Origin of the sequence: Pseudomonas sp. xss_4 (assembly GCF_043104125.1) — a bacterium.
GTDB lineage: Bacteria > Pseudomonadota > Gammaproteobacteria > Pseudomonadales > Pseudomonadaceae > Aquipseudomonas > Aquipseudomonas parafulva_B.
The window spans coordinates 1-14,032 of record NZ_JBICKJ010000067.1; the positions used below are offsets into that span (position 1 = coordinate 1).

Consider the following 14,032-nt stretch of genomic DNA (forward strand, 5'->3'; position numbering starts at 1 on the left):
GCGTCCAAAAAATTTTCCAAGCCTGCCTGTCGCTCAGGCACCCCTCCCTGATCGGCAAGAATCCAAATTTAGATCGCCTGGCCATTCGAAGCTGTATCTCCAGCCTATGCCGTCCTCCATAAGATCACTAGAATAACCCCACGCACTTACTCAGAAGCGTCCTATGTCCAACCCCGTCGAGCCAGAAACGCTGGCTGATCTGTCACTCGAAGACTTGGTCGCATGCCATGAATGCGATCTACTCTTACGCAAACCTGTGATCCACCCCGGTGAAAAAGCGCTTTGCCCACGCTGCGGCTACGAGCTCTATGCGCACCGGCATAATGTGGTCAATCGCAGCCTGGCGTTGGTGCTGACGGCGCTGGCGCTGTTCATCCCAGCCAATTTCCTGCCGATCATGCAGTTGCATCTGCTAGGTCAGACATCGGACGACACCGTCTGGAGCGGCGTACTGGGATTGTACGATTCGGGCATGCAGGGGGTGGCCATCGTGGTTTTCCTGTGCAGCATGGCGATACCGTTGGCAAAACTGATGTGTCAGCTGGTCGTTTTGCTGGCGATTCGGCTTAACACAGGGCGCAGGCTAGGGTTGTTGCTGTACAGGACCTATCACCACTTGCGTGACTGGGGCATGCTCGAGGTCTACTTCATGGGCGTGCTCGTGGCTATCGTCAAATTGGTGGACCTGGCGGAACTTACCGTAGGGGTTGGGCTGTTCTGCTTCATCAGTCTGCTGTTGATTCAGGTCTGGCTGGAGGTCGTAATGTCACCGCATCAGGTCTGGAGTGCATTATCGGGGGAGGACCCGCATGCGGGCGATTGATGCAGGTATCGTTGTCTGCAACGAGTGTCATGAACTGAACAGGCAAGCCACAGGCGACGCATCCCAAACTTGCACGCGGTGCGGTGCCAGGGTGCATCCGCGTCGACCGAACAGCATCATGCGCACCTGGGCGCTGCTCATCGCTGCCTCCATTCTTTATATTCCGGCCAACGTGCTGCCGATCATGACCGTCAGCTCATTCGGTCAAGGCACGCCCGACACCATCATGTCGGGCGTCATTGCCCTGCTCAAGCACGGCATGGTACCGATTGCGGCCGTGGTATTTACGGCCAGTATCCTGGTGCCTACGTTCAAGCTGGTGGGGATCGGCCTGCTGTTGTATTCCGTGCAGCGCAGGCAGCCCCTGTCGGCGCGTCAACGGATCTGGATGTACCGTTTCATCGAATTCATAGGACGTTGGTCCATGCTCGACATATTCGTCATCGCCATTCTGGTGGCAGTGGTGAATTTCGGCAGGATAGCCAATGTCGAAGCCAATCTGGGCGCTGTCGCCTTCGCAACTGTGGTGATCCTGACAATGCTTGCTGCTTTGACTTTCGATCCCCGACTGATTTGGGATAACACGGAGTCGGATGACGACCATGAGTGACCTGCCAACGGCTAAAACCCGCCCTGCCTCCAATTGGTCGGCCATCTGGATCCTGCCCCTGATCGCACTGATGATCGGAGGCTGGCTCGCATGGCAGGCCTACCGTGAGGCTGGCGTGCAGATCGAGGTGCGTTTCGAGTCGGGCGAAGGCATCGTCGCCAACAAGACCGAAGTCATCTACAAAGGCATGCCGGTCGGCAAGGTCAAGAGCCTGGTGCTGGATGCAGAGGGCGAGAATCAGGGGGTCATCGCTACCATCAAGATGAACCAGGCGGCCGAAGGGCATCTGAACAAGGGCACGCGTTTCTGGCTGGTCAAGCCGAGCGTCAGCCTGGCAGGTATATCCGGCCTCGAGACGTTGGTGTCTGGTAACTACATTGCCGTCAGCCCTGGAGAAGGGGAGCCCACCAAGCGGTTCACCGCGCTCAAGGTGGCACCCCCACTGTCGGATTCCGAGCCTGGTTTGCACCTTACCCTCAAGGCCGAGCGCCTGGGGTCGCTCAATAAAGACAGCCCGATCTTCTACAAGCAAATCCAGGTCGGCCGCGTGAAGAGTTACCGGCTTTCCGAAGACCAGAGCACGGTCGAGGTGAAGATTTTCATTGAGCCGGCCTATGCGAGTCTGGTGCGCAAGCACACGCGCTTCTGGAACGCCAGCGGCGTCAGCATCGATGCCTCTCTGTCGGGGGTCAAGGTGCGCAGTGAGTCGCTGTCGAGCATCGTCGCCGGCGGTATCGCCTTTGCCACGCCAGAGCACCGCAAGGACAGCCCGCCCACTGACCCAAGCCTGCCATTTCGCCTGTACGAGGACTTCGATGCAGCTCAGGCCGGTATTCGAGTAAAGGTAAAGCTGAGCGACTACGAGGGCTTGCAGGCAGGCCGTACGCCCGTCATGTACAAAGGTATCCAGGTGGGCTCTCTCAAGACCCTGAAAATGGAAGACAACCTATCCAGCGCCACCGCCGAGCTGACGCTGGACCCATTGACCGAAGACTACCTGGTTGATGGCACCCAGTTCTGGGTGGTCAAGCCTTCCATTTCCCTGGCGGGCATCACGGGCCTGGAAGCGCTGGTCAAGGGTAACTACATAGCCATCCGCCCTGGCGAGAAAGGCGCTCGCCCTGAGCGCGAGTTCGAAGCGCGCGCCAAAGCGCCGCCGTTGGACCTGAAGGCGCCGGGCCTGCACATGGTGCTGTTCGCAGATACCCTGGGCTCCCTGGAAGTAGGTAGCCCCGTAACCTTCAAGCAGGTGAAGGTAGGTAGCGTGCAAAGCTATCAGTTCGCCCGTGACAGCAACCGCATTCTGATCGGTGTTCACATCGAGAAAGAATACGAAAAACTAGTAAACGGCTCGACACGGTTCTGGAACGCCAGTGGTATTACCCTCACCGGTGGCCTGTCCGGCATCAAGATCAAGAGTGAATCCCTGCAGACCTTGATGGCAGGCGGCATTGCCTTCGACACGCCACGGCCCAATGTGCCGCTAAAGCGCCATATCCCGCGTTTCCGCTTGCATGAGAGCCAGGAGGCAGCCAATCGTGCCGGTACCCTTATCACCATCCGCGTAGAGCGTGCCGATGGGCTCAAGCCAGGCACCGCCATCCGCTTCCGGGGGCTGGATGTGGGCAGTGTAGAAAGTGTGGACCTTACCAAGGACATGCAGGCAGTGCTGTTGAAGGCGCGTATTACCGAAGCGGCAGAGCGCATAGCTCGTGCCGGCACTCAGTTTTGGGTGGTCAAGCCATCCTTCGGCCTGGTGCGCACCGAAAACCTCGACACGCTGGTAGGCGGGCAGTACCTGGAGGTACAGCCTGCGGTCAAGGACAGGGGTCCTCAGCGTGACTTCATCGCACTGGCCGAAGCGCCCGAGGTTGCGGGGCCCGAAGTGGGTTTGCCAGTGACCCTCAGCGCACCTCGGCTAGGCTCCATCAAGCCCGGTGTGCCCGTGACATTCCGCGAGGTGGCGGTGGGCAAGGTGACCGATGTCGAACTGGGGCAGAGTGCCGACAGGGTGTTGATCCACATTCTGATCGAGCCACGTTATGCCAGCCTGGTACGTAGCGGCAGCCGCTTCTGGAACAGCAGCGGCTTCGGCTTCGATTGGGGCTTGTTCAAGGGCGCCACCGTGCGCACGGAGTCGCTGGAAACACTGATCGATGGCGGTATCGCCTTCGCGACGCCCGAGGGTGAACGCATGGGCACCCCGGCTCGGCCAAGGCAAACCTTTCCGCTGTTCGAAAAAGCCGAAGACGAATGGCTGCAGTGGGCACCCAAGATCCAGATCGCCAAGTGATACAGGGCAGGGCCGCCATGCGGCCCTGCAACTTTTCAGAGCGTGCGTTGAGCCGCGAACCGGGAAACTCACAAAACGCAGGCATAAAAAAACCGACCCTGAGGTCGGTTTTTTGACTAGCGCGTCGCTTAGGCAGCTGCAGCTTCTTTCAGCGCCTTGATGTGGCCATTCAGACGGCCTTTGTGACGAGCAGCCTTGTTCTTGTGGATGATACCTTTGTCGGCCATACGGTCGATTACAGGTACAGCCAGAACGTAAGCGGCTTGCGCTTTTTCGGCGTCTTTTGCGTCAATGGCTTTAACTACATTCTTGATGTAGGTGCGGACCATGGAACGCAGGCTGGCGTTGTGGCTGCGACGCTTCTCAGCCTGTTTTGCACGTTTCTTGGCGGAAGGTGAGTTGGCCACCGTCGAGCTCCTCGAAAGACTTTAGGTAAATAGCAAACAAAATAGGCCGCGAATCATGCCGATCAGTCGGACGGATGTCAAGGCCACTTGCAAGGTTCCGCCGAGCGGTGCGCCAACAAGCGGGAAAGATTCCTTTCTGCTGCGCGACCTGTACACTCGGGAATTTTTGGCTCCCCTGCGAAGGCGCGGGAGTATCGCACATTCGGGCGCGCTCTGGCAGCGTCCTCTGTCATTGGCGTGAATCTTTTCGATGAACCTGCTCAAATCCCTGGCTGCGGTAAGCTCGATCACCATGATTTCGCGGGTGCTGGGCTTTGTCCGCGACACCATTCTGGCGCGTATTTTCGGCGCCGGCGTTGCCACCGATGCCTTCTTTATTGCATTCAAGCTACCCAACCTGCTGCGCCGCATCTTTGCCGAAGGGGCGTTCTCCCAAGCATTCGTGCCCATTCTTGCCGAATACAAAAGCCAGCAGGGCGAAGAGGCCACGCGTACTTTCGTGGCCTACGTCAGCGGCTTGCTGACGCTGGTGCTGGCCGTTGTGACCGGCATCGGCATACTGGCCGCACCCTGGGTGGTGTGGGCCACGGCGCCTGGTTTCGTCGACAACGCCGAGAAATACCAGCTCACCACCGATCTGCTGCGGGTCACCTTTCCTTATATATTGCTGATCTCGCTGTCATCGCTGGTGGGCGCCATCCTCAACACCTGGAACCGCTTCAGCGTGCCGGCCTTCACGCCGACCTTGCTCAACGTGGCGATGATCGTGTTCGCCGTATTGCTCACGCCGTATTTCAATCCGCCGATCATGGCGCTGGCCTGGGGCGTGCTGGCCGGTGGCCTGGCGCAACTGCTCTACCAGCTGCCGGCCCTGAAAAGGATCGGCATGCTGGTGTTGCCGCGGCTGAACCTGAAAGATGCAGGCGTGTGGCGGGTGCTCAAGCAGATGATCCCTGCCATCCTCGGCGTCTCGGTGAGCCAGATATCGCTGATCATCAATACTATTTTCGCCTCGTTCCTGGTGGCAGGTTCTGTCTCCTGGATGTATTACGCAGACCGGCTTATGGAACTGCCGTCTGGTGTCCTGGGCGTCGCTTTGGGCACCATCTTGCTACCGACCCTGGCCAAGACCTACGCCAACAAGGACCGGGAAGAGTACTCGCGCATCCTCGACTGGGGCCTGCGCTTGTGCTTTTTGCTGGTGCTGCCGTGTACGCTGGGGCTGGCGATCCTTGCCGAGCCGCTGACCGTGGCCCTGTTCCAGTACGGCAAATTCAGCGCGACCGATGCGGCCATGACCCAGCAGGCGCTGATCGCCTATTCCGTTGGCCTGCTGGCAATCATCATGGTCAAGGTGCTGGCGCCGGGCTTCTATGCGCAGCAGAATATTCGCACGCCAGTGAAGATTGCCGTCTTCACCCTGGTCTGCACGCAACTGTTCAACCTTGTGCTCATCGGCCCGCTGGCGCATGCCGGACTGGCCCTGGCCATCAGCCTTGGCGCCTGTCTCAACGCCGGCCTGCTGTTCTGGAAACTGCGCACCCAGCAGCTGTTCCAGCCGCAACCGGGCTGGGCCGTGTTTCTGCTCAAGCTGGTGTTGGCGGCAGGCCTGATGTCCGGTGTCCTGTTGGCCGGCATGCACTACCTGCCGGCCTGGGTCGAGGGAAACATGCTTGAACGACTGATGCGGTTGATGGCGCTGATCATGGCGGGCGTCGTCACCTACTTTGGTTGCCTGTACCTGTGCGGTTTCCGGCCTCGGCAGTTCGCCCGCAAAGCCTTGCACTGAGGCGGCGGGCGCGTCAGGCGTCGGTTTTTCGCAATCCACGCCGCCCTTGGGCGCTGCTGCCTGTCACCGGCGCCCGGGTGTGGTTATAATCGGCCACTTTATGAGCAAGAAGCGCGTTATGCAGCTGGTTCGAGGTCTTCACAACCTGCGCCCCGAACACCGGGGGTGTGTCGCCACCATTGGCAACTTCGACGGGGTACATCGTGGCCACCAGGCAATCCTGGCGCGCCTGCGCGAGCGCGGCCAGGCCCTGGGCCTGCCGACCTGCGTGGTAATCTTCGAACCGCAGCCGCGTGAGTACTTCACGCCCGACACCGCGCCGGCCCGCCTGGCCCGGCTGCGCGACAAGGTCGCGTTGCTGGCCGGGGAGGGCATCGACCGCGTGTTGTGCCTGGCCTTCAACCAGCGCCTGGGTGAGCTCGACGCCGACGACTTCGTCAGTACCATCCTGGTCGATGGCCTGGGCGTGCAGCATCTTGAAGTGGGTGACGACTTCCGCTTTGGCTGTGACCGCAAAGGCGACTTCGCCTTCCTGGTCCAGGCAGGCGCGCAGTATGGTTTTACCGTAGAAGCCGCCAACACCGTGATCCAGGACGGCCTGCGGGTCAGCAGTACCGAGGTGCGCAAGGCGCTGTCGCAAGGCAACTTCGAGCTGGCCGAGCACCTGCTGGGCCGCCCGTACAGCATCACCGGCCGCGTGTTGCATGGCCAGAAGCTGGCCCGCCAGCTCGGCACACCCACCGCCAACATCCAACTCAAGCGCCGTCGTGTACCGTTGGCCGGGGTCTACCTGGCCAGTATCGAGATCGATGGCAAGGCCTGGGCGGGTGTCGGCAACATTGGCGTGCGTCCTACCGTTGCCGGTGACGGACGCCCGCACCTGGAAATCCATCTTCTGGACTATGCCGGTGACCTTTATGGCCGCCGCCTGACGGTGGTGTTCCACCACAAGCTGCGTGAAGAGCAGCGATTCGCCTCCCTGGAGGCGCTGAAGTCGGCGATCGATGCGGATATCGCCGCCGCACGTGCACATTGGCACGCTCAACCGCTAACCAAGAGCCTGAAATGACCGACTACAAAGCCACGCTAAACCTTCCGGACACCGCCTTCCCCATGAAGGCCGGCCTGCCTCAGCGCGAACCGCAGATTCTGCAGCGCTGGGACAGCATTGGCCTGTACCAGAAGCTGCGCGAGATTGGCAAGGATCGTCCCAAGTTCGTCCTGCACGACGGCCCGCCCTACGCCAACGGCAAGATCCACATCGGTCATGCGCTGAACAAGATCCTCAAGGACATGATCGTCCGTTCCAAGACCCTGGCCGGCTTCGATGCGCCGTACGTGCCGGGCTGGGACTGCCATGGGCTGCCGATCGAACACAAGGTCGAAGTCACCCATGGCAAGCACCTGACCGCCGACCGTACCCGCGAGCTGTGCCGCGAGTACGCTGCCGAACAGATCGAAGGGCAGAAGACCGAGTTCATTCGCCTGGGCGTGCTGGGCGATTGGGACAACCCCTACAAGACCATGAACTTTGCCAACGAGGCCGGTGAAATCCGCGCCCTGGCCGAGATGGTCAAGCAGGGCTACGTGTTCAAGGGCCTCAAGCCGGTGAACTGGTGCTTCGATTGCGGCTCGGCACTGGCCGAGGCCGAAGTCGAATACGCCGACAAGAAGTCGCAGACCATCGACGTGGCGTTCCCTGTCGCCGATGACGCCAAGCTGGCCGCAGCCTTCGGCCTGGCGGCACTCGAAAAGCCGGCCGCCATCGTGATCTGGACCACCACCCCGTGGACCATCCCTGCCAACCAGGCACTGAACGTTCACCCCGAATTCCAGTACGCTCTGGTCGATATCGGCGAGCGCCTGCTGGTCCTGGCCGAAGAACTGGTCGAGTCCTGCCTCAAGCGCTACGAACTTGAGGGTTCGGTGATCGCCACCGCTCCAGGCTCGGCCCTTGAACTGGTCAACTTCCGTCACCCGTTCTACGACCGCCTCTCGCCGGTCTACCTGGCCGAATACGTCGAACTCGGCGCAGGCACTGGTGTGGTGCATTCCGCGCCGGCCTACGGTGAAGACGACTTCGTGACCTGCAAGCGCTACGGCATGGTCAACGATGACATCCTCACGCCCGTGCAGAGCAACGGGGTGTACGTCGAATCGCTGCCGTTCTTCGGCGGGCAGTTCATCTGGAAGGCCAACCCGGCCATCGTAGAGAAACTGGGCGAAGTCGGTGCGCTGATGCACACCGAGACCATCAGCCACAGCTACATGCATTGCTGGCGTCACAAGTCGCCGCTGATCTACCGTGCCACCGCACAGTGGTTCGTGGGCATGGACAAACAGCCACGCGACGGTGAACCGCTGCGCGAGCGTGCCCTCAAGGCCATCGAGGACACCAAGTTCGTCCCGGCGTGGGGCCAGGCACGCCTGCACTCGATGATCGCCAACCGGCCTGACTGGTGCATCTCGCGCCAGCGCAACTGGGGGGTGCCTATCCCGTTCTTCCTGAACAAGCAGACGGGTGAGCTGCACCCACGCACCGTCGAGTTGATGGAAGAGGTTGCCAAGCGCGTCGAGCAACAGGGCATCGAGGCCTGGTTCAAGCTCGACGCCGCCGAGTTGCTGGGCGCCGAAGCCGATCAGTACGACAAGATCGCCGACACCCTGGACGTATGGTTCGACTCTGGCACCACGCACTGGCATGTACTGCGCGGCTCCCACGACATCGGCCATGCCACCGGCCCCCGCGCCGATTTGTACCTGGAGGGTTCCGACCAACACCGCGGCTGGTTCCACTCGTCGCTGTTGACCGGCTGCGCCATCGACGGCCACGCCCCGTACCGCGAGCTGCTGACCCACGGCTTCACGGTGGACGAGAACGGCCGCAAGATGTCCAAGTCGCTGGGCAACACCATCGAGCCCGAGAAGGTCAACAACACCCTGGGTGCCGATATCCTGCGCCTGTGGGTAGCTGCCACCGACTACTCCGGCGAAATGGCAGTGTCCGAGCAGATCCTGCAGCGCAGCGCCGATGCCTACCGGCGTATTCGCAACACCGCACGCTTCCTGCTCTCCAACCTAACCGGCTTCGACCCGGCCCGCGACCTGCTCGCGCCGCAGGACATGCTGGCCCTGGACCGCTGGGCGGTGGACCGCACCCTGTTGCTGCAACGCGAGCTGGAAGAGCACTACGGCGAGTACCGCTTCTGGAACGTCTACTCCAAGGTGCACAACTTCTGTGTGCAGGAGCTGGGTGGTTTCTACCTCGACATCATCAAGGATCGCCAGTACACCACCGGTGCCAACAGCGTCGCCCGTCGCTCCTGCCAGACCGCGCTGTACCACATCAGCGAGGCGCTGGTGCGCTGGATCGCGCCGATCCTGGCCTTCACCGCCGACGAAATCTGGCAGTACCTGCCGGGTGAGCGTAACGAGTCGGTCATGCTCAATGGCTGGTATGAGGGCCTGAGCGAGCTGCCGGAAGGCACCGAACTCGATCGCGCCTATTGGGATCGGGTGATGGCGGTCAAGGCTTCGGTCAACAAGGAACTGGAAAACCAGCGGACCGCCAAGGTCATCGGCGGCAACCTGCAGGCCGAAGTCACCTTGTATGCGGACGAGGGCCTGAGCGCCGACCTGAACAAGCTGGGCGACGAGCTGCGCTTCGTGCTCATCACCTCGGCTGCCAGCGTTGTGCCGTTCGCGCAGGCGCCTGCCGAGGCGGTGGCGACCGAAGTGGAAGGCCTTAAGCTGAAAGTGGTCAAGTCCGGCTACACCAAGTGCGGCCGTTGCTGGCACTTCCGTGCAGACGTCGGCAGCCATCCGGAGCACCCGGAAATCTGCGGTCGCTGTGTGGAAAACCTGACCGGCTCCGGCGAGGTGCGCCACTATGCCTAACCTTGCAGGGGGGCGCTTCGGGCGCCTCGCGTGGCTGTGGCTGAGCGTGCTGGTCCTGGTCGTCGACCAGGCCACCAAGCTGTACTTCAACAATGCCCTGACCATGTACCAGCAAATTGTCGTCATCCCCGACTACTTCAGCTGGACCCTGGCCTACAACACTGGCGCTGCGTTCAGTTTCCTGGCCGATGGCGCCGGCTGGCAGCGTTGGTTGTTCGCCCTGATCGCCGTGGTGGTCAGCGCAGTGCTGGTGGTGTGGCTCAAGCGCCTCGGTCGTCATGAAACCTGGCTGGCCGTAGCGCTGGCCCTGGTACTGGGTGGTGCTATCGGGAACCTCTACGATCGCATCGTGCTGGGCCATGTGGTCGATTTCATCCTGGTGCACTGGCAGAACCGCCACTACTTCCCGGCCTTCAACGTGGCTGACAGCGCCATCACCGTCGGCGCAATCATGTTGGCGCTGGATATGTTCAAGAGCAAGAAATCCGAGGAGCCGGTCCATGACTGACATTCGTATCGGCCAGAACACCGAAGTCACCCTGCATTTCGCCCTGCACCTGGAAAACGGTGACACGGTCGACAGCACGTTCGACAAGGCACCTGCCACCTTCAAGGTGGGCGACGGCAACCTGCTGCCGGGCTTCGAGGCCGCGCTGTTCGGTTTCAAGGCTGGCGACAAGCGTACCGTGGAGGTTGCCCCGGAGAACGCCTTCGGCCAGCCTAACCCACAGAATGTGCAGGTTATGCCGAGGTCCCAGTTCGAAGGCATGGAGCTGTCCGATGGCTTGCTGATCATTTTCAAGGACGCCGCCAACGCCGAACTGCCGGGCGTGGTGAAGGCCTTCGACGACGATCAGGTGACCATCGACTTCAATCACCCACTGGCTGGCAAGACCCTGACCTTCGAGGTGGAGATCCTCGAGGTGAAGGCCCTGTAGGCCTGGAGCCGATCATGCAAATCAAACTCGCCAACCCGCGCGGCTTCTGCGCGGGGGTCGACCGGGCAATAGAAATCGTCAACCGCGCGCTGGAAGTGTTCGGCCCGCCCATCTATGTGCGTCACGAAGTGGTGCACAACAAGTTCGTCGTCGAAGACCTGCGCAGCCGTGGCGCCATTTTCGTCGAGGAGCTCGATCAGGTGCCGGACGATGTCATCGTCATCTTCAGCGCCCATGGGGTTTCCCAGGCCGTGCGTCAGGAAGCCGGTGGGCGCGGCCTGAAGGTGTTCGATGCCACCTGCCCGTTGGTCACCAAGGTGCACATCGAGGTGGCCAAGTACAGCCGCGATGGCCGTGAGTGCATCCTGATTGGCCATGCCGGGCACCCGGAAGTCGAAGGCACCATGGGGCAGTATGACGCCAGCAACGGCGGGGCCATCTACCTGGTAGAAGACGAGAACGATGTGGCCAATCTGCAGGTGAAAGACCCTGACCACTTGGCATTCGTGACGCAAACTACCCTGTCGATGGACGACACCAGCCGCGTGATCGACGCGCTGCGTGCGCGCTTTCCCAACATCGGCGGGCCGCGCAAGGACGATATCTGCTACGCCACGCAAAACCGCCAGGATGCCGTGAAGCAACTGGCCGACGAGTGTGATGTGGTCCTAGTGGTCGGCAGCCCCAACAGTTCCAACTCCAACCGGCTGCGTGAACTTGCCGAGCGCATGGGCACCCCGGCCCATCTGATCGACGGTGCTGAAGACCTGCAGCGGGCCTGGTTCGACCAGGTTGGCCGCATCGGCATCACCGCAGGCGCGTCCGCGCCGGAAGTGCTGGTGCGCGGCGTCATCGAACAGCTCAAGGCATGGGGCGCTACGGGTGCCGAAGAGCTGGACGGGCGTGAAGAGAACGTCACCTTCTCGATGCCCAAAGAGCTGCGTGTGCGCTCATTGATCTGATCGCCTGCGCGGGCCTGAGCGTTTATCCATAAACGCTCAGGCCCCAGCATCTGTGCACCTTCGACTATCGCGGATTTCATTCGATACCCGGACCCTGCCGCTGGACGCCATCACCACTTGATGCTGGCTGGTGCCGGCCGAGCGCGTGCATACCTCGAAAGTCGCCGCCAGCCAGTTGCCGGCAGGGTTGACTGGCAGGCCCATGGCCGTGAACGTCATCGTCGTACCCAGGTTCGCGGCGATCTGCAGAGGCCGGCGCAGGCGTTGTTCACGCAGCACCCGCGAATCCTGCACCAGCATCACTCGCCATCCGTTGCCCCACGCATCGTCGAGCGCCTGCACCCGCACATCCTCACCCAACAGCATGGCGTGCCCGCGTGCGCTACGCAGCGTTTGCGCCAAGTCCCGCGTGACGGCAGCACGGTGTAGGTCATCGCTGAGCTTGACGTAGGCAGGCGCCCCAAGCTGCGTCAGGACAGCGAGCACCGCCAGCGCCGACACCGTTTGTATCAGTGTTACTCCCTGTTGCTTCACCGTGCATTTCTCCTTGGGCGTGCTTGGCTTTAGCTTCACGCACGCGGGGTCACCCTTCCAGTGGCAGGCGTACATCGACAACGCATGAAAAGTCGCAGGAGCTGCAGGGATGCAGGTAACGCAACGGGGCATGACGCTCTTGGAAACGCTGTTGGCCATGGTGGTGATTGCCGTGGGCATGTTTGCCGCAGCGGCGCTGCACATGCAGGCTTTGCAGGCCACGCATGACGCTCGGCAGCAGGCGCAGGCGGTGCTGGCATCTGCCAGTGCACATGAGCAGGCGCTGCCATGAGGCTTCGGCAAAACGGGGTCGGATTGCTCGAACTGCTGCTGGCGCTGGCACTCGGGTTGATGCTGTTGGCCGGCGCCAGCCAGTTGTTCACCTCTGCCCACCGGGCGTGGCAGTTGCAAGCGGCTGCGCTGCGCATGCAGGAAGATGCACGGCTGGCCCTATTGCGCATGGCCCAGGACGTCCGCATGGCTGGCATGTTCGGCTGCCTGCGCTTAGAGCCTGCTGATCTGCCGGACGGCGACACCCTTGCCGCCTTTAGCCGACCACTGGAAGTCGAGGAATCAAGCCTTACGGTGGTAGTGGCCGACCTTCCGGGCCATTCGCTCAAGCCCCAATGGACCCTGCTCACTGACTGCGTCGGATACGCCAAAGTACATCTTGGACATGCCCACGCCGCCGCGCCGCTGATGGCCATCCCCATCACCCGGCATCGTTACGCCGTCAGGGACGATACCCTGTACTTCACCCGTGGCAGCAGCACCCAGCCCCTGCTTGAGCATGTGCGCCGTCTGCACGTGGTGGCTGCGGACGATGGCCAGCGCATCGACCTGCACTTGAATCTGTTCGACCCTTTGTTGGCGCTGGAGCAGCAGTACGTTGTCAGTGTGGCCCGCCGCAACGGGGGCGAGCCATGACACGTGAGCGGGGGGTGGTGCTGCTGTTGGCGTTGGTGCTGAGCCTTTTGTTGGGGGGGCTGAGCACTTCGGCGCTACGTGCAGCCGCCGTTGAAACGCAAATGGTAGGCCTGTTCAAAGAAGGTCAGCTGGCCTTCGAGCAGGCCGAAGCCACATTGGCGGTTGGCAAGCAATCGATCGTGCAGGCGCCGCCACCGCCGTGTGAAGTGTGTCTGCCGCCTGAGCAGCCTCATCGCCTGGCCGGGGCCTGGCAAGCCGGGCCGGAAGGTTTTTTTCAGGTGCAGAACCTGGGTACTACGCAACGCGCCGTGGCTATCCCGATGGGGCGACCAGTGACCGTGTTCCGGGTCACCGCGGTCAGCCAGCGAAGTCATCCGCGGCAGGCAGTGGAAGCGGTGTATGCCAACGATGGCGGTGAGCTTGTCCGCATGGCGTGGCGACAAAGATTCAGAGGAGACTGACATGCAGCAAGGCATTAGCCTGATCGAGCTGTTGATTGTGCTGGCCGTCACCGGCATTCTGGCAGCCATTGCCTACCCCCGTTACAACGACCACCTGCGGCAGGCAGCGCGCCACGAGGTGGTCGCCCTGTTGCAAGATGCCGCATTGCGCCTGGAACGCCATCGCTTGCTTACTGGCCAGTATGCCGAAGGCGACCCGAGTCTGCCTTCGGGCAACCGCTACTACAGCCTGCAAGCGCTGCGCGAGGACCAGACCTTCACCCTGCGTGCCCGACGTTTGCCCACAGGGCTCATGGCCGAAGACCGCTGTGGCGATTTCGAGCTTGATCAAGCTGGGGTAGGGCGCAACCACGGCGCCAGCGACAGCGCGCGCTGCTGGGGAGGCTGAACG

15 protein-coding genes are annotated in these 14,032 nt (G+C 61.7%); 13 read left to right on the forward strand and 2 right to left on the reverse strand.

Features of this window, described 5'->3' with window-relative positions:
- The first annotated feature begins 163 nt into the window (after positions 1-163).
- From ACF8GB_RS12490 to ACF8GB_RS12500, 3 genes are read left to right on the forward strand one after another with little or no spacing between them, the layout of a single operon-like run.
- Complete coding sequence (locus ACF8GB_RS12490; RefSeq protein WP_196125945.1) at positions 164-823, forward strand: paraquat-inducible protein A; 660 nt, start codon at positions 164-166, stop codon at positions 821-823.
- Positions 810-1,433 (forward strand): paraquat-inducible protein A, encoded by a 624-nt coding sequence (locus ACF8GB_RS12495; protein ID WP_058603173.1) that lies wholly within the window; start codon positions 810-812, stop codon positions 1,431-1,433. Before ACF8GB_RS12490 ends, ACF8GB_RS12495 begins: the two co-directional genes overlap by 14 nt.
- Positions 1,426-3,726: an MlaD family protein gene (locus ACF8GB_RS12500; RefSeq protein WP_392527115.1), complete on the forward strand. Its 2,301-nt coding sequence runs from the start codon at positions 1,426-1,428 to the stop codon at positions 3,724-3,726. The genes ACF8GB_RS12495 and ACF8GB_RS12500 overlap by 8 nt, the downstream gene beginning before the upstream one ends.
- A gap of 128 nt (positions 3,727-3,854) precedes the next feature.
- Here ACF8GB_RS12500 and rpsT read toward each other — a convergent pair whose 3' ends face one another.
- Entirely contained in the window at positions 3,855-4,133 is a 279-nt protein-coding gene (rpsT, locus tag ACF8GB_RS12505) for a 30S ribosomal protein S20 (RefSeq protein ID WP_023533220.1), read from the reverse strand.
- Between the two features lie 250 nt (positions 4,134-4,383).
- On the opposite strand from rpsT, the gene murJ reads away from it, so the two are divergent.
- The 6 genes from murJ (at position 4,384) to ispH (ending at position 11,719) form a co-directional block, all read left to right on the forward strand.
- On the forward strand, positions 4,384-5,922 hold the full coding sequence (murJ, locus tag ACF8GB_RS12510; RefSeq protein ID WP_196186685.1) for a murein biosynthesis integral membrane protein MurJ: 1,539 nt from the start codon (positions 4,384-4,386) through the stop codon (positions 5,920-5,922).
- A 118-nt stretch (positions 5,923-6,040) separates the two neighbouring features.
- Entirely contained in the window at positions 6,041-6,991 is a 951-nt protein-coding gene (gene ribF / locus ACF8GB_RS12515) for a bifunctional riboflavin kinase/FAD synthetase (protein ID WP_392475656.1), read from the forward strand.
- The gene (ileS, locus tag ACF8GB_RS12520; protein WP_392527117.1) at positions 6,988-9,819 is read left to right on the forward strand and encodes an isoleucine--tRNA ligase; all 2,832 of its coding nucleotides are present in this window, start codon (positions 6,988-6,990) and stop codon (positions 9,817-9,819) included. Before ribF ends, ileS begins: the two co-directional genes overlap by 4 nt.
- Complete coding sequence (gene lspA, locus ACF8GB_RS12525; protein ID WP_058638649.1) at positions 9,812-10,327, forward strand: signal peptidase II; 516 nt, start codon at positions 9,812-9,814, stop codon at positions 10,325-10,327. The genes ileS and lspA overlap by 8 nt, the downstream gene beginning before the upstream one ends.
- Positions 10,320-10,757 carry an FKBP-type peptidyl-prolyl cis-trans isomerase gene (gene fkpB, locus ACF8GB_RS12530; protein ID WP_058603168.1) on the forward strand — a complete coding sequence of 146 codons (438 nt, stop codon included), beginning with the start codon at positions 10,320-10,322 and terminating at the stop codon, positions 10,755-10,757. The genes lspA and fkpB overlap by 8 nt, the downstream gene beginning before the upstream one ends.
- Before the next feature lie 14 nt (positions 10,758-10,771).
- Positions 10,772-11,719, forward strand: coding sequence for a 4-hydroxy-3-methylbut-2-enyl diphosphate reductase (gene ispH, locus ACF8GB_RS12535; protein ID WP_058603167.1), 948 nt, complete (start codon positions 10,772-10,774; stop codon positions 11,717-11,719).
- Positions 11,720-11,755: 36 nt separating this feature from the next.
- Here ispH and ACF8GB_RS12540 read toward each other — a convergent pair whose 3' ends face one another.
- Entirely contained in the window at positions 11,756-12,253 is a 498-nt protein-coding gene (locus ACF8GB_RS12540; RefSeq protein ID WP_078479151.1) for a GspH/FimT family pseudopilin, read from the reverse strand.
- A 109-nt stretch (positions 12,254-12,362) separates the two neighbouring features.
- Here ACF8GB_RS12540 and ACF8GB_RS12545 point away from each other — a divergent pair, with 109 nt between their 5' ends.
- From ACF8GB_RS12545 to ACF8GB_RS12560, 4 genes are read left to right on the forward strand one after another with little or no spacing between them, the layout of a single operon-like run.
- A complete protein-coding gene (locus ACF8GB_RS12545) occupies positions 12,363-12,545 on the forward strand; it encodes a prepilin-type N-terminal cleavage/methylation domain-containing protein (protein ID WP_078479150.1) in 183 nt (60 codons plus the stop codon).
- Positions 12,542-13,180 carry a PilW family protein gene (locus tag ACF8GB_RS12550; protein WP_392527118.1) on the forward strand — a complete coding sequence of 213 codons (639 nt, stop codon included), beginning with the start codon at positions 12,542-12,544 and terminating at the stop codon, positions 13,178-13,180. Before ACF8GB_RS12545 ends, ACF8GB_RS12550 begins: the two co-directional genes overlap by 4 nt.
- Positions 13,177-13,641: a hypothetical protein gene (locus tag ACF8GB_RS12555; protein WP_058638645.1), complete on the forward strand. Its 465-nt coding sequence runs from the start codon at positions 13,177-13,179 to the stop codon at positions 13,639-13,641. The genes ACF8GB_RS12550 and ACF8GB_RS12555 overlap by 4 nt, the downstream gene beginning before the upstream one ends.
- A 1-nt stretch (position 13,642) precedes the next feature.
- Positions 13,643-14,029: a type IV pilin protein gene (locus ACF8GB_RS12560; protein WP_058638644.1), complete on the forward strand. Its 387-nt coding sequence runs from the start codon at positions 13,643-13,645 to the stop codon at positions 14,027-14,029.
- Positions 14,030-14,032: the final 3 nt, after the last annotated feature.